We start from the raw sequence: 17,294 nt of genomic DNA, 5'->3' as shown, positions 1-17,294 counted from the left end.
TTTGGCGTTTTAGATGGCGTTGACGATGGACACTCCCGAGGTGATCACGCCGTCGATCACGCCGGGGCCGAAACCCGCGGTCAGCGCCATGGCGACGCCCACGACAGCGGCAATCACCGACTGCTTGATCACGCCCACACCCAGGCCGACAAGCAACGCCGCCACGCCGAGCGACTTGCCCAAAATGCCGTTGGACCAACCGGTCAACTGGTCATAGACCTGGGTGAACTCACTGCCGCCCGCCCCGGCCATGGCTTGCATGGGGAGCGAGACGGCGACTGCCAGCAGCAGTGCGGTTTGCACGTTGCGGACCAGCTTGGAATTGTTTTGGAGCTTGCTTTTCACGGTAGTACCTTTCTTGAGGCGGTTGAGGGAAATCGTTATTTCGGTTGCACGAATTGAGGCGCGAGACTTTGGTAGCGGATCTGACGCTCACCAAAGGCCCAGCGCTTGGGCGTCACTTCGGTATAGACATAGCCCGACCAGTTCAGGTTGTCGCCCTGGTCAATCCAAGGAGCGATCCAGATGCGCATCACTTGGCTCGGTTCGCGGATGGGTTGCGCAGTCTTTTGCGCAGGGTCTTGCAGGCGCACGGTTGTTGCTACCGCCTGGGTGAGGTCCAAGGCCGGCATAGCGGTTTGCTCTTGCTGCTTTTCCGCGGCCCCATTGCCTTTCGCGCCCTTGTTCCACTTCTCTGGCGTGCGTCCGTTGCGGACAGATGGCGGCGCTGAGTTCGTTGCGTTGTAAACCTCAAACGGAGTCGGGCAGTCGCGGTCGCTGCACGCGAATTCCGAGTTGTCTGCGGTATTGAGCGGGCCAGCGCAGCCGCTGAGGAGCAATGCCGCGACAGCAGCGGCGAATAAAGCGGGGCGCGATTGGAGGGGGTACATGATCATTACCAGCCGAGGCCGTTTTGGAAGTTTTGGACGGGGGGCTTCACGCCCGCAGTCGCCGCGACGGCGGACTTGATGGCCGCTTCAGCGGGCGCCACGATCTGCCCTGGGTTCGCCGGCCGAGCGTCCGTTACGCGGCGTGGAGGTTCTGCGCGCGAGGCCGTGCCCTGAGCGTTCCGTTGGTTCTCGTTGGGCGCAGAGATGCGTTGAAGGCTTGACGACCCTTTGAGTGGCAGCGATGAGCCGCGGGTCACCACCACCGTCACCACCTCACCAGCAGGGATCTCGACAACCGGGAAGGTCTCTTTGGCCATGTCCAGATAGAACTTCGCGATCATGTTTGTCGCGGATCCGATACCTCCGGCGATACCGGTTTGGGCGATTGAGGACATCGACTCGTCCTCGTACAGCGCGCCTTGCCCGTTGATATTGAGCTGCGGAACGCGCGAGCGGCCAAGCATTTGCCCCATGCCTCCCAGGGTTCCCGCGACAAGGGTCTGAGCGATCATTTGGCCCTGTTTGGACACCAAACGTCCGGGGATACCGACCTTGCCGTCCGTACCCACGATGTAGGCGTCCAGACTGGTTTCAATCACGTTGCCGTCCTGGCGTACACAGGAGAGCGTTTCCGCCCGCATCAGGGCGCGCTCACTGGAGAGCTGGCCATAGCCCGCCGCCATCACAAAGCACTCCCGCACGTCGAGTGATGCGTAGTTGGGCAAAATCGCCTCGCGTTTGACGCGCACCACGACAGGCGTCGGGTTCTTCTGAGCGACGGCCGATGTGGGCGCATCAAGTCCGGAGAGCAGCACACCGGTGAACATGGACCCGGCCGGCACAAAGGCTGACTCGACCTTCTTCTCTGTCCTGGCCGCTTCGGCGGGCGTGTTGAGCTTCGAGACTTTCTCGTCGGTGAGCTCGCCCTCTTCGCCGATCATTCGGATAGTTGGAGGAGCAGGCGGCGGGACAACCGTGGCCGGGGCAGCATCCACCCTCGGTGCCACTGGAACCGCTGGAGTCGTCATGGGCAGCTCCGGCCCCTTTTTCGCGGGAGCTTCAAAGATGCTGGTCTGGCCCGAAATCTCAGGCAGGACGTCTTCAAGTTGGGGCGCCTCTTTGGGTGCGTCCTCACCTTGATCGCTTGGCTTGGCCGACCCGGCGTTGCGCAAGACGGACTTCATCTCGCTTTTCAGATCCTGCTGCGCCTTTTCCAGATTGGCCAATTGCGCTGCAAACGCTTCCACGCCCGTTGTTCGAGAAGGCGATACAACGGTGACTTCTGCCTTGTTGGCGCGGGGCAGCCGATTGACCTTGCGCTCGGAAACCGATGCAAGAAGGATGCTGATGCCCAGAATCGCAACGATCGCGGCGACCACCATGGTGGTCCGCTTCTGGTTGGCAGAGAGGTTGCTGAAGCTCGATGCAAGGCTCATTGCGACGCTCCCTGTGCCGCGCTTTCAGGCTTGTCAGCGAGGATGAACACATAGCTCACCTGCTTGGGTTGGAGGCTGGTGTGAGGGAAGAAGCTCACAGCCTTCACGCCCTCGCGGAAGAACGCGGTCTCCACCAGGTCAATCTGTTTGTCGCTGGTGTTGACGAGTCGATAGCGGTAGATGTCTGCCACTGAGCCCGCAAAGGTCAACTCGGGCTCAATCGCCATGTCGCCCATCTGCGCCACGCCGCCTTCAAGGGGTACAGGTGAAAAGCCAGGCACTGTTCCGCGCGCTGCGCTGGCCAGCAAGGAGCGCACCATGCTCGTGTAGTCATTGGCCTGCGGATGCAGGACCTGGGCTTCCGAATCGGTCACATTCGCGAGGCTCTTGATCGTTCGGAGGTCTTCGAGCTTGACGATCAGGTTTTGGCCAGGAATCGTGTTGTCGGGGATCACCGTCAGGCTGACTGTCTGAGACGTATTGGCTGAGTCCGCGATGAAGAGCCCGATCGGCTGATCCCCGTGCGGCAAGAAGTACACATCGCTGCCAATCACCTTGCTGGTGGACTCGGAGGTGTCGATAACCGTAGGTTTCTTGAATGGGGTGGCGACGCGATTGAGAAGACGCGAGGACATCCGGACAATTTCATTGACCCCATTGCGCGTGTGCAACACGAAGGGCTTGAGCGAGGGGTCGTCCTTTTTCAGCCCCGGCATATTGATTTCGCGTTGCACGTGATCGAGGGGCTGACCCGCAGCTTTTTGCGCTTCGGCAATTGCCTGGTTCAGGCTCTCGGGCGCTTTCGGCTGGCCATCGGCAAGAAGAACCCCGATGTCACCGGGAGCGGCGCCCAGAGGGCCTTCGGGAAGTCGCACCTCAGGCGCTGTGCCCACTGTCTTTGCACCACCGCTCCCCTTCTTGACCAGGAAACGCGCCAGCGGCTCCGGCTTTGCTCCAGCGGAACCCTCCTCGCTCGGGGCCGGGGCAGTTGGGGCCTTCTGTTGAACAGGGGCAGTAACCGGAGTCGGTGCAGTGCCGGCCTCTTCTGCAGCGTGAGCGGCGAACGATCCCGCGACCAGGGCGGCCTGCAACACGGTCAGCAGCGCCTTCTTTTTAAATTCCACTTGCATACTGCTGCCTAATTGATGGTTTCTTCACTTGCTGCCGGAAGAACTTCAGCCGAGCCTTTTTCAGCATCGCTAGCGGCCGGCGTCGAAGGGAAATGCATCGCGGAGAAATCCGCTTCAGGCGCGCTCTTGACCTCATCCTTTTTCCATTTTTCGGGCAACGCATAGTCAGGAATTACCGAATCATCGCGGGAGCTCTTTTGTGCCCACCAATTTACCGAGCGAATGGCCGTACCTTCATAGCTGGTGAAATGGGTTACCCATGGCCGACCCTCACGAATCTTGAGGCCAACTTCATAGACAACGTTCTTTTGATATTTGGTAGATCCGGACGTGCTGGTCACAATCGAACCGATGACAAAGACTCGACTGGTCTCGGGTTCGAATTGAACAGACTGGGGCATGAATGAAATAACGGAACCCGACGCCTTGAAAACCGGGTCTTCAATAATCGCAATCAGTTGCTTGCGAAATTCCGAATAGATCTCGGGATCCATGAAAACAGAGGCCGTATCGAGCACCACCGAAGATGATTTCGGCTGTATGTTCCCGACCATGGTCGCAACATAGAGCCCGAAGCTCTTGAGATAATCCTTGTTAGCACTTTCCCAGGCTATCTCGGCCTTTTTATCCAAAGATGGAGGGACCAAAACGACCCGCTCGCGCTGCCCGGTAATATTGATCAAGGCGAATACCAACCCGGTAGCCAGGATCACGTTGGACAAGATGACGGTGAGCGTCAGCGTTTGAAGCTGACTCATGCTCGTCAGATAGGACTTCAAATTCATTTAACAGCCTCGCGGACTGCGCCGTTGTCGAATTTCTTGTTCATGCTCATCAGGCCCACCCACCAGGCCATATGGAACAGAACCCCGGCCATATTTGCACTCTTGAAACGTCCGAAGAACTTGACAAAGGCAAATGTCATGACAATGCCGACAGTCAATTGATCCCACATGAACATGACCACGAAAATGGTGAGCGACGGGAAAAATTCGTCGAGCTCCCAAAAAAACACTTGCATTTGGTCATCCACATAATTGGGAATCGGGCGCTTAATCATGAACCTACCTTTACAAGCACAATTGCATCTGCGGTTTGCTGATATTTAGCCCCGCCCATCACCACGTTCTTAGGATTCAAACCTTTGGCCTGCAGGCGCTTGAGAAGGTCTTTCCAGACTCCCATTACCTGGTTGACACTCTCTTCGGTCATTTCGCCCGCGGTCAGCATTTCCACATAAAACCTGTCCGTGGATGCCGCCTTGAAGTGATCCAGCTCAAAGAGCGCCTCGACACTCAGCGCTCCATTGGAGAGGCCAAACACACGCTCAACGACAAATCGCTTCTTCTTGGAGTCCGATTGGACGCTGGCCGCGTCCACCGGCGTATTTCCTCTTTGCAGCTTCGAGGTCTTGGGATTAACTCCAGACACCCAAACCACGCGATCTTCAAGCGAGATGGGCCTGTACTGGTCCGCCGAAACACCGACAAACTCATTGCTCACAAAAACTGATTCCTGCGAGGAAATTTCGACATTTCTCTGCACCCAATGCTTTTCAAGTTCCACCTGCGAGATCGGCGATTGCGTTGCGCACCCCGCAAGCAGGCTGGCGGGCAACAAAATCAGAGCTAATTTCCAGGGTGTGTCCATATGGGTCGCTGTTTGCGCCTCATCGCAAGACGCTTTCATTGGCTTGAACTGTAGAGAGCGGCCAAAAAAAAACAGGCGCGAAAAGCGCCTGTTTGCGTCCTGTTTGTGCAGCCTCTAGTAGGTAACTTGGTGCGTGGACTTCGCGCCCAGCTCGCTCTCTACAGTGAGGCTGACCGTGCCAATGGCATTGTCAGAAAGCCACTTCTTGGTGACGAGGAATGATTTTGAGGTCGCCACCTGGGCCTGTCCCCCAAGGACGTAGTTCCACGTGTACGACTTGATATATCCCGCTTCAACGGTGCAAGCCGGTGTGATCAAGGAACCACTGGTCGTGCTGGAGACTTTGATCTCGCATACCGGCGCAGGTGGGGCCTGGACCTGTTGCGAGATCGACTGCTCCCCATAGTTGCCGCTCTTCGTAATGGTTCGGACGGTTACGTCATACGCACCTGGTTCGGCAAACGCGACGTAGTGCCCAGATCCAGTGAACTCCCCTACCTTGCTATCGTTCACCCACGCCTCGTTGCGCAGGAACGAGTCCCCGCGGGGGAGTTTGTTAATTTTTACCCCGAGGTAATAGGCGCCGGGAGAATAGAACTTGTCCCCATATTTGGACAGCAGGGAGACGTTTGTTTCCACCGTTGCTGGAGGCAATATCGTGAATTCCTCACTGGTGATGTTGGTGACATTTCCCCTGGTATCAGAGATTTGCACCGCCAACTGATATTTCCCAAACTTGTTGATTGCCAGCGTGCCGGCACTGTCCGTGCCATAGCTCTGACTCACGCCTTCGGGCAGAGACCAGGTGTAGGTCAATGGTTCGCCGTGCAGATCCTGCAGGCGCACTGAATTTGTTTCCACACTGAATTTCACGGAGGCGGGTACGTCAAGGTACAGGGGCTGCAGGCGAATCGCCCAGTCCGATGGCCAGGTATATGTCCACGTGCTGAACGAATATGTGGAAACGGAGGTGTCTTCAGGATAACCCTCCACGTAGGTATAGAAACTGAGAACCTTATCGTTCGCTCGCGGCGTGAATGTCAGCTCGGTGCCGTCCACTCTGGTGCCATCCGGAAGAATCCAGTAGCCTTTGAGCTCGTAACCCTTGCCCTTGCTGTCGGAAACAACATCGTTGATCTTGGCGGTGAATTGGTAGGGCTTGTTGGTCTCCAGCAATTTCGGGCCATTGATCGTTGCCCTTGAGGCCAGAGGATTCACCGCGCGAACCGCTACCGTCTTCTTTACATTTGCGGCAGGATTGTCGGGAGCACCCTTTTGCTTCCCAAACACCTCTACACCATAGCTTTTGACTTCATTCGGCGTGAAAGTAAACGTCTTCCCGTTTGTCGGACCAATATTCACAGCACCAAAGGACGAGATGAGGTGCCAGGTGTACTCGGCCTCAAATCCGGGCTCTTCTTCAATCACAAACGTTACGGGCTGCTTCGCCAGGACGATTGACGGAGCCACAACCTTGAATTCTGGCATCCCAAAAGCTTCTAGCTCGACTGGATCTGTTGCATACACTGCGCCCGAGTATTTGTTTGTCAACACAGCGCGGAAATTCGCCTTACCGGGTTCATCCAGTTGCGCAATGAAGTTGACGCCACTGTATTGGGTGCTCGTGCCCTTGCGAAAGACGGGTTCCCAGACCCCGCCTTCGCTCTGCCGCTCCCACGCGACTTCACGCACCGCGGGCTGCATCTTCGGATCTGTGAAGTTGACAGCAACCGTCTGCATAAACGGCGCCCTGCCGCTCGTGGTGCGCACATTGAGGCTTGCCGTGATCGGCTGGCCCGGAGAGGTGATCAGCGCGCGCAGTTTGGACTTGGCCGAGCTGGTGGCCACAGCGCCACTGGCGGTGACCATCGAGGCTTCGGCCACGATATAGCGGGTGCCTGCGGCGAGGGTTCCAAGATTTACTGCAAAAGACCCATCCGGTTGGACCGTCACCGGCGCGCTCATGACCTCGGCTGTTTTGTCGTTGCGGATGACCACTTTCCACGTACCCATGGTGTTGGGGTCAAACACGCGCGTTTGGCCTTTGACCAGCCCAAGTGAGCCATGAATGATGGTCGCGGCCTTGTCGTGCGAGACGAAGGATTTCTCCAAATCGACGATAGGGCCCAAGGGAATGCCAACGAAGGTCAGGTTCTCAGTGGTCTTGTATTCGGGGGCCTTCTCGTACCAGGACTCGACCGTGACCGGCAATTCTTCCCATGGCTCGTCGATTCTCATGGCAAGCGGCACCGCTGAGGTGAACACCGTGGAATAGGCTTCCTTGGAGCTGCCGTCAGGATATGTCACACGTGTACGCACACCGCGATGTGCGCTCGCAACATCCACAATCCCAAGCGCCCGTGGCTGCAGGCTATCAACGAAGCCAAACTTTTTGCCAGGAAACACAGCTTGGTTGTCGTCGTAGAAGGGCTGCAGGAGTTTGTCGCTTCGGAACGAGAGAGCAATCGGGTCAGGAGCCACCCCGGTCATATGCAAGACCGACACCCCCGACCTGGACGGATAGAAATGCGTTTTCTTTGTGGTTGGATCGGTATAGATAACCCCCACGCTGTATTTGAAATCGTTCACGCCCACGGAAGGAAGGGCCCCGGCTACAGAGTTCGAAATATATTGGTTGTGCTTAATCCCCTCCGGCATTTCATCAAAACGTATGGCGCAGTCAGTGCCGCTATACTGGCCAATAATATTTTCTGTCTTGATGGAGCGAAGCACCTGACAGGTTTCTGCTGAGGGCCCTATCAACGAGGCCTGCAAGTTAACATCAACCACCTTAATCGGAGCCTGCTCGGTGCTCTTTACTACAACAACCTTTTTATCCGGGTCCCATCGGGTAGCAGTAATCTTAACGTTCGGGGCGTCGGGAGTATTCAGCCATAAATTAATGAGGTTCTGCCCTTCCGTAGAGTCGGCGTCAGACAAATTGAATTGATAGGAACCACTACCGCCAAAGGTGTCAAGTTGAATACTTGAGCCCACGTTGATACCTGTACCATTAATAGAGGTAGAGGAGTTCTGGACCTGATCCACAACGACTGGAAGGCTTTGAAGGTCCAACGGCCTATTATTTAGCGGATTGGCCGCAGTCAATCGCGAGATTATCCCTGGGAACCCCTCAACCAACGGCAAGGAGATGGGGATGCTGATTTCTGGGCGTCGATATTTGAAGGAGATGTTTTTGACGATTGGGCCCGTTGCTCCGGCAAAACGCGCGTTGATTTGGTAGTTGTCATTGCGCAGCGGTGGATAGCCCGTCACCGGGATGGTGCCATTGCTCAGCTTTCCCAAGGTCAAGGGAATTTTTGTGCCATCGGTTTTCACCAGCTCAAAGCCGCTGTCTGCACCTTCAACGCGAAAGGACGCTCTTTGATCGGCGCTTGAAAGATCAAGCTTCACCAAACCGGAGTTTTTCATGACGATCCGTGCTTCCTGCACCGAGTAGCTTCCGGGCGGCAAAGAAGCCATGAACACCTGGGCAACAAACCCGGCGTTCACAATTCCATAATCTTCCGGTTTAAGCGTCCCGTCACCGATAGACGCCCCTATGGCGTCAGGGCGAGCCTCAAGAGCCGTCATCGGTAGCTTGTACCGTTGGAACGACTCTTCGTTTTGCACCGTGATGTAGGCGCCCGAGATGCCAATAGGCTTGTCTCCCGTTGCGAGATCATATGCATAGCCCTGGATCGATAAAACGGCTCCGGTCGGGGCGACGGCCCCGGTTTCGAGACACGCATCTACACCATTCACATCGCATACTCGTTGCACAGGAGCGGCATTTGCCTGGGCACTGTACATGCCGCCCGCGCAAAGCAGAAAAGCAATCGGAAATGATTTCAAAGCCATTTTCATGTTCTATCTCCGCTTTGCCACATTCATTGAAGCAACTTTGTTTTCTCGACCAATCGAGTGCGGGCCGACATTTTGAGCTGCCTGGGCCTGCTTTTTTCGGACCAACTCCACGAGCACCGCCGCAACTTTTTTTGCGTAAATTTCGCGTTTGGATTTTGAGACGGCGTTATATGCCCCAACGGCTTCCCAAGACAGGCCAAATCGGGCTATGTTGTGGGCAAGCACCCAGGCCCCAATGTTGGTATTTATGCAAGGGTCCTGCAGGCTCTCAACATCGATGTTGTATTTCGCCAGGGTTGGCAGCCAACTGCTGTTGATTTGCATGTGGCCAATGTCGAAGGAACCGTTTTTGTTGGCGTTGTATGCGTTCGCACGCCCGCCAGATTCCACGGTTGAAATCGCCTGGAGCAACTCCACTGGCACCTTGTACCTGGCAGCGGCCTGCTCAAAGCAAGAGGCCGCGGCGAAGCCGGGAACAAGCGCGACAAACACCATGATCCATCTCATCATGGCGTCACATCCTACGAGGGCGCTGCGGAGAACCGATTCGTAAAAACGCCCTTAAACGTCGCGTCTCGAACGCCCCTCCCTCTGCCCCTGTGGAATCATTGGGGCTCTTGTTGCTTTCGCGCCAATTACAATTGATTCGGCCATCAATTGAATTATAATTGATTCAATAGACTTCTGATTCCTATTTCAGAGCAAAGGTTTACGCTCTCATCCCAACCCAATCCATACTTTTACGTCATGTACATCAAATTCATTTTTACCCTCTTCTCTGCAGTTCTTCTGTCCGCTTGCGCGAGTGCGCCGACGACGCTCTATAAGATGAGCGACAAGGACACCATCAAATCTGCTGAAGGGGTTATCACCAAGTTCGAGATGAAGCGCGTCCCAATTCCGATTACTACGACCGAGGCGGCGTTGACCGGGGTTGCGGCAAATAATCTTGGAAATTCCACGGTGCAGGGGGCGACTCTGCTGCTCGGCGTTATTGATGATATTACAACGCCCAAATACCAAAATAATGTCGAGCTGGTGTTTCTTGACGCCGCCACTGGGGAGGAAAGTGCTCTCGTTATGAAGAACCTTGCCCGGAAGCCAAAGATTAAAATCGGCGATCGTTTCAGAATTATTTATAAAAGCGAAACAGATTACCAATTCTTTAATTTAACCTCGTACCCCCAAGCCGATGCGGTAACCCGCTAGCCCACAGCCAGCAGTTCCTTGACTTCCGCCCAGGGCTGCTTCGGCTTGTTCCAGTCCCCCTTGGTCCGAGCCTCGATGCCAGGGGGCGTGAGAGAGCTTGGGACGCACTTTTCGACTTGCACGTCGCACCAGTACCCTTGCAGATAGTCCACCCCCAGATTTACGGCTTCTTGTGCGAGCTGCGCTGTCTCAATCCGCTCAACAATAATTTCCATGTCGCCATGTTGGCGCAATGCCGGGGCATGCCTGGCGTCTTCGACCTTCACGATCTCGGGTCGCATCATCTCAATCAGATGGATGCTTTGGTCGGTGTAGGCAACATCGTCCATGGCAATCTTGCCCCCGAATATCCGAATGAGCGATAGCACGTGGATGACACGCTCCAGCCACATGCCGTGCATCAACATGTCGTTGCGCTCAACAACCTCGATCACGATCCCTCGTGTCATGGTTTGGCCCATGACTTCCAGCCAGTCCGGGGACAGTAGCGACAGAATTTCTACGTTGCAGTGCACTTCTCGATAGAAGCCTGTCCTGGCCATCCTGGCGGCGGCTTTCAGTGCCGCAATGTCCTCGCGCAACATGGTTGGGTAGCTGCAGAACAGCAGCCTGTTTCGAGACAGAATCTCAATCCCGGTGACCTCCATGGTGGAGGGCCGCACAATGGCCTGCGCCCTGAATCGTTGTGAAATACGCCGTGCGGCCGACAGTGCCCGTAGGCGCCGTTCTTTAAGACTCACATGCGCTTCGGCGCGTTCGAGATCCAAAGCCATGCGGCTGCTCCTATGGTGAAGAACCCCGTAGGCGCGACCAGCATTGAGGTGTGCCATGGGATCAAGAGCCAGGCCACCATCAGTGCGATGGCTGCACGGAATACGTCGATTCCGCTTTTGTGCAGCATTGGGCTCTGGGATGAGAAATTTGTCTTGCTGATCTCGCGGCGCATGTAGCCGTCATAGATCGCAGCGAGAAGCACCGGAACACCGAACGCTGCCCACATCAAAAGGACACCCGAACGGTAGGCGACGAGATGGACCCATACCAGGGTTGCGTAAACGCGCTGCACCAGCCAGCTATCGATCTTGTGGTTCCCCGAGAGGGCCAGCTCACCAATCGATTTGGTGGCCTCCTGGTTGGTGATTCTCAGGACATCGAATATCCGCAACATCACCCATTGGTCTGCCTCGTTGCCGAGCCAGTTGCGGATGCTGTTTTGTTCCACTGCTCGAACTGTCTCGAAGACGTTCACGGGGACAAAAACCAATATGGCGAGGGCGCCAAATATCACGCACACCAGCACGATTGATGCGAACGAGTGCCCCTCGGGCTTCCTTTGCGTCGCCATCGGCCGTCTCTACTGCATGATGGGCAATCTGCCCTTGATGGTTCTGCCCCCGGACAGGCGGGCAAAGAAATGCAGCGGGGGCAGCTCACTCAGCACCCCAGGCGGTATCAGGTCGGCCTCTTCTTCCGTGGACTGCTCTTGATAGGACGCGGTGTATTCCTCGCGCACCGTGTTGGCGACGTTGTGCCCGTAGCGCACGCTCATGGACCGCGCCTTGATCTTCGGTATGCCGTCCGAGATGTATTGCTGGGTCTCGGAGTCCAGTACCCGCAACGTGATCTTGTTGTTGGTGTTGGCCAGGACCTGGCGGGCCTTGTTTTCGTCGCCCAGGCGCGCTGCGAAGTCGGCGAAGGTCTGCGTGGCGATGAACATCCGAAAACCCGCGCCACCGGCCTTGTTCAGGAGCTGGATAGTGGGGTTGTTGACCACCTCGGCGGCCTCATCGACAAAGATGTTGACGGTTTTCTTTGTCTTGATGCCGTAGTTGTAGAGATTGCCTGCCACCGCCGTGAGGTCCGCAAGAAACACGGATCCGATGGCACTGCCCACGGTCGAATCCGCGAGGCTGTCCAGGCCGAGGTAGGCCACGGCATCGTCGCGGATGACGCGCGCCATGTCCGTGACGACGCGGTTGTGGTCGCCCTCGAATTCCGGTGACAACAAATCCTTCAACGGGTCTGAAGTCAGCATCGACAGAATCGGGATGAGCGATGCGATCATCTTTTGGAAGTGATCTCGGTTGTGCTCGTGCGTGGAAATAAGGCCCGCGAGATCCACGTTCGGATGCTCGTGAATCACAACTTCCTTGTAGTAGCTGATATAGCCGTCAAGAACGTCGTTTGTGCATTTAGGATTTTTGCTGGCCCGTTTGATGAATGGAGCGGACTTGACTTCCCAGTCCTGCACGTTCTGCCGAAAGTGCGCGCGCAGCGCTTTGACCAAGAGATCCTCGGGCCCGCCCTCGATGTAGCGGCGCAGCTCCACAAGATTGGGATTTTTACCAGTGGCCAACAAACCAGCCACGATGTCATTCAGAACTTTCCATCCAAACGCAGTAAATGGATCGGCTCCGGTTTCCGAGGGAATTAGCGCTGCCACGCGCGAAGCGAGCTCGGTCTTTCGATTCCAGTTGCGCAAGGGGTCGATGCTCGCGGACTTGTCCGGGTGTGCCGGGTGAAAGTACACAAAGCGATTGCCCTTGCCCATGAGTTCGCACGATTGCCTGGCGTTCTCCGCAAGACCATGGTCGCCCTTGGGGTCAATAATCACAACGGGTTCGCCGCGGGCAATCGCTTGCGTAATCAGAAGGTCAAACAAGCGGGTCTTGCCAACGCGGGTCGCCCCCGTGATCAAGGTGTGCCCATCGAGCAAGCTCATATCGATGAGGTTGTCCGTTTCTTTGCCGAGGGCGTGCAGCCAATAGGCGCCGTCCGCCTGGGAAACCTTCCGTCCGAGCTGCTGGGCAACCCCCCCGCCCATCAGCGCGTGCATCTTCCCCGCCTCAATGTCCGTCCACTGGAAACCAGTGCCCAGCCACAATTGCCCGTTTTTCCCCGCTCTTTGGCCATGCTCAATCACTTCTTTTACGGTGATAAACCGTTTTTCAGTGTTTGTGGCCTTGCTTTTGGAATCCTGCCGATTCCATGCGACATAGGCCCGTGAGAGCGCCACGAGGGCGCAGCTAATGGCCGATATGCTTGCGAAGGTAGTGGGTAGAGGAAGCGCCGCCGCCGCACCGATGCAACCACCGGCTGCGCAACCCCAGCCCAGGGCCTGGCGCCACTCGTAGATGGGCCGCCATGGATTGTCAAAATCCAATAATTCGGCGCTCATACGCTCGCCGCGTGCAGCTCCACCGCCTGGGTCGCGAGTCGTTGCGATGCACCTTTGACGTTCAGAGGTTCAATCGCAAACAACTCATTCGTCTTGCGCTTGTACTGCTCGATGGACGGCGCATTGGCGACACCCACGTCTTCGACGACCATTCGCTTGATCCGCTCATAGAGCAGGTGGGGACTCGATACCAGGACACGTCCAGGCTTGGCCCCGCCAAAGCGACGAATTTGCGCCATCCAGCTCGCTACGCACCGACCTGGAAAGCGCGTGGCGAACATGCGCACCACGCCGTTATCGAGTTCGGTCAGCAACACATACCCGCCGTCAGCGGGGTCGGCATCCGGAATCAGGAGGCCAATGTTGTCCGGTGGGCCATCGTAGATCCAGGTTTTATCTTCTTTGGGACTCATGGGCATCGAGAATATGGAGCCCAGAATGAAAAAAGGGCGCCAAAAGCGCCCTCATTTGTTGCGTCTCGTTTGCCGAGAACGATGGGTGGTCGGCCGCGCTAGATCGCGAACTTCTCTAGATCTTCGCCCTTGGCCAGCGCAGCTCGCACCCAGTCGGGCTTGCGCCCTGCCCCGCCGACCCACGTCTGCCCGTTGGGGCCGCGGTATTTGGGCTCCCTGCCCCCCTTGCCGCGTGCGCCCTCCTCGCTCCCACCCCTGCGGCTGGGCAGATCAGGAAAAAGGTCTTCGGGCTTCAGGTCATATTCCTTGATCTGCGCCTTGATTCCAGCGATGACCCTGGGCATTTCTTCACGCCGCGCTTGCTCGGCTTCATTGCGCAATCTGTCCAATTGTTCCTTCAGCTCCGCGTAGCTGGGCATACGGCCTCCTCTTTACGAGACCTGTGCGATCGCGAACTGCGCGCGGTCTTTGCCCGCAATCCAACTCGGCTCACGACCACGGCCAGTCCAAACCTTACCAGTTTGCGGGTCGCGATACTTCGGGGCCGCCTTGATCTTTGAAGAACGCGGGCCACCAAAAATGTCCGTTGCAGTGAGTTCAAACTGGGAAATAATGCTCCGCGCTTGAGTAACCGCAGCGCTGATCTCCTCTTTGCGCGCCTGGGCGATTTGCACATCGAGTGCATTGCGTTCTTCCATCAATTCCTTATAGGACTTGGCCATTCTGGTTTCCTTGCTTGGCAATTAAAGACCAATCAATTTTACACGATTGCCTATTGATTGCAACGGCATTGATTTCGCTATATCAGGTAGGCACGGGGAGCCCGTCCCGCAGTTGTTAGGAAATCAATAGCTCGACCCCCATTAAATCCTGCGCCTATTCGCAAAATTCCGACCCCCTGCGTGCGCAGGGCGGACCATCCAGGTCGAGAAATGGGCGTTGTGTCAATCCTTCGACCCCTGCGTGCGCAGCGCTCCTGTCTTACGCTGGCACAAACTGTGTTGCCAGGAATTCGGTATATGTAAACGTTGAGCGCAGGTTTGCTTCTGCAGCGCGGCATCTCTCAGCAACGCCTTTCTCAGATCTGGCTTTGCGGCCCTGCCGAAAGACCGGCTCAAGTCCTTCCGCCCGTGGGTCGGCGGCACGTGCAGGCACCCCACAAAACCCTGCACTGAACTGATAGGCCTCGCGGCCCTGCAACCCGAGCTCCTGAGCAACCGCTTGTGCAACTCGCCACACGCCAGCCTCATGGAGTGCGGTCTCGTAGCGAGCTCGGCAGCGCTCTTCGCGCTTTCTGTACTCTCGATTCACGCCCTCAAATAGCTCGGCGAGCGTCATGTCGCGCGGGTCCCTGGGCGCTGGTCCAACGGAGACGCTGTACTGACCAGGCCGAGGGCTGTTGCTGATTACTGCCGTTGCGTCATCGCGTGATTCACAGAATGCGTCGGTTTCGTCGGCGTTATCGAAGGTGTGTATTTCTCGCATCTCAAAGCTCCACGAATTCCCATCCACTGCACATGCCGGCGCAGACTCTCCCGAGTGCCTGCAGCTCGCGCACTACCGGTCCAGCGGCCTGGCTGCCAATCCACTTGAAAGCCGCGTTTCGTGCCGGTGCGCCACCCTCCGCAAGCTCGTCCTGTGTCTTTTCATCCACGTGCTCTGCGATGTATTTAAGGGCAAGCACCTGGCCCCCATCGATCGCCGCGAGCGCGTACCCAACGCCGTAAGTGCCGGCGAATGAATCTGGAACTGGATAGACATTCATTTCGTGGAGCTCCTGCTTTGCAGTGATCCCGCCCTGGAGCCACAGCTCACGCGTGCGACCGTGGCTTCTCCAAGGTGCCTCGCGATTACAGAGGGGCCCTGCGCGCTCAATTCTTCATAGTAACTATTAACACAGTTTAATTATAGAACACATCCAATGTCAATTCATAATAACATCACATTTACTATCAATAAAACGTACTGAAAGTTCTCTGAATCGTTTTAACGCTTCACTTCAGACCATGACCAGCGGCCGTCGCTGTTGCATTGCTCGCCTGATGCGAAACAACCCGTTTCGTGCTGCATATCGAGAGCTCTCAGACGCACAGAGCCAGACATCCTGGCCAAGCACAAACGTAGTCGGGGCAACCATTCGGCGAGAGGAATACGTACCAGGCCGTCACTGGACACTACGTATAGATTTATTCAATGAATTCTTTAAGGGCCTGCGTTTTCCGCTCAACATAAGCAGCAGGGCGGACGCCAATCGGAACTTTGGACACCCAAAGTTCCCCACGCCCACCTCCCCAGAACACCCGAACTTTGCACGTCCAAAGTTTTCTCGCATCCACATCCCAGCATCGCTCCGACCTCAGGCGCCCAGGCTCTTACTTCGCCCAGTCCTACGCACCCGACTTTGGATGTCCAAAGAACCCATGGGCCCCATCGGGCCAGGCTTACTACGGGGAATTTCTGCTTGCGCTCTCGGGACTAAATTCCTCAAATGGACCACGCCGTGGTGCGTGCATTGCTATGTGCCGCCGCCTGCACACAAAAAGCCCGTGAACTTTGGACATCCAAAGCCCCTCAAGGCGGCGCCCGAGGAAGCGGACTTTGAGCGTCCAAAGTCCCACTGGAGTAGCCCGCGAGGCACCCATCCTCATCGCAAACACTTTGGACGCCCAAAGTCGCGACGGGAACGGGGCAGGGTAGGGCGCGTATGAGCCAATTCGCGATCCTGTTGTTATTTTGATTTTTTAACGGCGCGGTTGTTGATTCTGATTGACTGTTTGCCCTCTTTATGTATTATTCATGATCTATAGGAGTTCATATGGCACAAACAGCGGCTGGTAAAGTCATAACAGTGTTCAACCAGAAGGGCGGGGCGGGCAAAACGACCACGGCCTGTCAGCTCGCTGGCACCTTCGGGCACCGTGGTTTTGATGTGCTGGTGGCCGACCTCGATCGCCAGGGCTCGGCATCAAAGTGGCTCGCTCGGGGTAGCGAAGACGGTCGCTTCCCGGCCACTCTCTGGTCGGGACATCTCTACAGCGGCAACGTCGCGGCCGAGCTCGGCAAGATGGTGGGCAAATACGACCTCATCTTTGTGGACTGCGCGCCCGCGGTCGATCAACCGGGTACATGGTCTTCGCTGCTGGTCAGCGACCTGGCCATCATCCCGACGAAGCTGACGCCGGCGGATATTGATGCCGTGTACGACTCTTTCGAGCTGGCCAAGCGCGCTCGCAAGGAGATCGGTGTTGACTTCCCGGTTCGTGTGCTCGCCACGGCCTATCGCCGCAATCGCAGTGACGAGCGGGTCGCTCTTGAATCCCTGGAAGAGAACACGGCGTACCCTGAATTCCCGCTGCTACGCACCACGTTGGGTGATCGGGTGGCGTTTACGCGCTCGATGCTCTACGGTGTCACCGCGCACTCGATTCCGAAAGCAGGGGACGCCGTGACTGAGCTCGATGCCCTGGCCGACGAGATTTCCAAGATCTTGGGAATCGGTTCCCGCAAGTCCAAGAAGTGAG

Annotated in this window: 18 protein-coding genes; 2 read left to right on the top strand and 16 right to left on the bottom strand. The window is 56.6% G+C overall.

Going from position 1 to position 17,294, the window contains the following annotated elements; genetic code table 11:
* Positions 1-9: 9 nt before the first annotated feature.
* The 9 genes from traA to C6571_RS18535 all read right to left on the bottom strand — a co-directional run bounded on the left by traA (position 10) and on the right by C6571_RS18535 (position 9,483).
* Positions 10-345 carry a TraA family conjugative transfer protein gene (gene traA / locus C6571_RS18575; protein WP_013516245.1) on the bottom strand — a complete coding sequence of 112 codons (336 nt, stop codon included), beginning with the start codon at positions 343-345 and terminating at the stop codon, positions 10-12.
* A gap of 35 nt (positions 346-380) precedes the next feature.
* Positions 381-890 (bottom strand): type IV conjugative transfer system lipoprotein TraV, encoded by a 510-nt coding sequence (gene traV, locus C6571_RS18570; protein ID WP_245901604.1) that lies wholly within the window; start codon positions 888-890, stop codon positions 381-383.
* 5 nt (positions 891-895) lie between these two features.
* Positions 896-2,326: a TraB/VirB10 family protein gene (locus C6571_RS18565; RefSeq protein ID WP_106448386.1), complete on the bottom strand. Its 1,431-nt coding sequence runs from the start codon at positions 2,324-2,326 to the stop codon at positions 896-898.
* The gene (locus C6571_RS18560; protein ID WP_106448385.1) at positions 2,323-3,456 is read right to left on the bottom strand and encodes a TraK domain-containing protein; all 1,134 of its coding nucleotides are present in this window, start codon (positions 3,454-3,456) and stop codon (positions 2,323-2,325) included. Before C6571_RS18560 ends, C6571_RS18565 begins: the two co-directional genes overlap by 4 nt.
* Positions 3,457-3,464: 8 nt before the next feature.
* Positions 3,465-4,241, bottom strand: coding sequence for a TraE/TraK family type IV conjugative transfer system protein (locus C6571_RS18555; protein WP_106448384.1), 777 nt, complete (start codon positions 4,239-4,241; stop codon positions 3,465-3,467).
* On the bottom strand, positions 4,238-4,516 hold the full coding sequence (gene traL, locus C6571_RS18550) for a type IV conjugative transfer system protein TraL (protein WP_013516240.1): 279 nt from the start codon (positions 4,514-4,516) through the stop codon (positions 4,238-4,240). Before traL ends, C6571_RS18555 begins: the two co-directional genes overlap by 4 nt.
* Entirely contained in the window at positions 4,513-5,106 is a 594-nt protein-coding gene (locus tag C6571_RS20060; RefSeq protein WP_245901603.1) for a hypothetical protein, read from the bottom strand. The genes traL and C6571_RS20060 overlap by 4 nt, the downstream gene beginning before the upstream one ends.
* A gap of 114 nt (positions 5,107-5,220) precedes the next feature.
* Positions 5,221-8,973, bottom strand: a complete 3,753-nt coding sequence (locus tag C6571_RS20055; protein ID WP_245901602.1) for a hypothetical protein — start codon at positions 8,971-8,973, stop codon at positions 5,221-5,223.
* A 3-nt stretch (positions 8,974-8,976) separates the two neighbouring features.
* A complete protein-coding gene (locus C6571_RS18535) occupies positions 8,977-9,483 on the bottom strand; it encodes a lytic transglycosylase domain-containing protein (RefSeq protein ID WP_106448383.1) in 507 nt (168 codons plus the stop codon).
* A 237-nt stretch (positions 9,484-9,720) separates the two neighbouring features.
* Here C6571_RS18535 and C6571_RS18530 point away from each other — a divergent pair, with 237 nt between their 5' ends.
* Complete coding sequence (locus C6571_RS18530; RefSeq protein ID WP_106448382.1) at positions 9,721-10,182, top strand: hypothetical protein; 462 nt, start codon at positions 9,721-9,723, stop codon at positions 10,180-10,182.
* On the opposite strand, the gene C6571_RS18525 is transcribed toward C6571_RS18530, so the two are convergent.
* From C6571_RS18525 to C6571_RS18490, 7 genes are all read right to left on the bottom strand, one after another.
* The gene (locus C6571_RS18525; protein WP_106448381.1) at positions 10,179-10,955 is read right to left on the bottom strand and encodes an EAL domain-containing protein; all 777 of its coding nucleotides are present in this window, start codon (positions 10,953-10,955) and stop codon (positions 10,179-10,181) included. The genes C6571_RS18530 and C6571_RS18525 overlap by 4 nt on opposite strands.
* Complete coding sequence (locus tag C6571_RS18520; RefSeq protein WP_106448380.1) at positions 10,919-11,527, bottom strand: IncC plasmid conjugative DNA transfer DtrJ family protein; 609 nt, start codon at positions 11,525-11,527, stop codon at positions 10,919-10,921. The genes C6571_RS18525 and C6571_RS18520 overlap by 37 nt, the downstream gene beginning before the upstream one ends.
* A 9-nt stretch (positions 11,528-11,536) precedes the next feature.
* The gene (gene traD, locus C6571_RS18515; protein WP_106448379.1) at positions 11,537-13,360 is read right to left on the bottom strand and encodes a conjugative transfer system coupling protein TraD; all 1,824 of its coding nucleotides are present in this window, start codon (positions 13,358-13,360) and stop codon (positions 11,537-11,539) included.
* A complete protein-coding gene (locus tag C6571_RS18510) occupies positions 13,357-13,773 on the bottom strand; it encodes a hypothetical protein (RefSeq protein WP_106448444.1) in 417 nt (138 codons plus the stop codon). Before C6571_RS18510 ends, traD begins: the two co-directional genes overlap by 4 nt.
* A gap of 98 nt (positions 13,774-13,871) precedes the next feature.
* Positions 13,872-14,192 carry an H-NS histone family protein gene (locus tag C6571_RS18505; protein ID WP_106448378.1) on the bottom strand — a complete coding sequence of 107 codons (321 nt, stop codon included), beginning with the start codon at positions 14,190-14,192 and terminating at the stop codon, positions 13,872-13,874.
* Between the two features lie 12 nt (positions 14,193-14,204).
* Positions 14,205-14,495 (bottom strand): H-NS histone family protein, encoded by a 291-nt coding sequence (locus tag C6571_RS18500; protein WP_106448377.1) that lies wholly within the window; start codon positions 14,493-14,495, stop codon positions 14,205-14,207.
* 764 nt (positions 14,496-15,259) lie between these two features.
* On the bottom strand, positions 15,260-15,538 hold the full coding sequence (locus C6571_RS18490) for a hypothetical protein (protein WP_106448375.1): 279 nt from the start codon (positions 15,536-15,538) through the stop codon (positions 15,260-15,262).
* A gap of 1,050 nt (positions 15,539-16,588) precedes the next feature.
* Between C6571_RS18490 and C6571_RS18485 the strand changes: the two genes are divergently transcribed.
* Positions 16,589-17,293, top strand: coding sequence for a ParA family protein (locus C6571_RS18485; protein WP_106448374.1), 705 nt, complete (start codon positions 16,589-16,591; stop codon positions 17,291-17,293).
* Position 17,294 lies beyond the last annotated feature (1 nt).

This window comes from Simplicispira suum (assembly GCF_003008595.1).
GTDB lineage: Bacteria > Pseudomonadota > Gammaproteobacteria > Burkholderiales > Burkholderiaceae_C > Simplicispira > Simplicispira suum.
The sequence above is the reverse complement of the archived record's forward strand: the minus strand, read 5'-3'. Positions and strand labels throughout refer to the sequence as shown.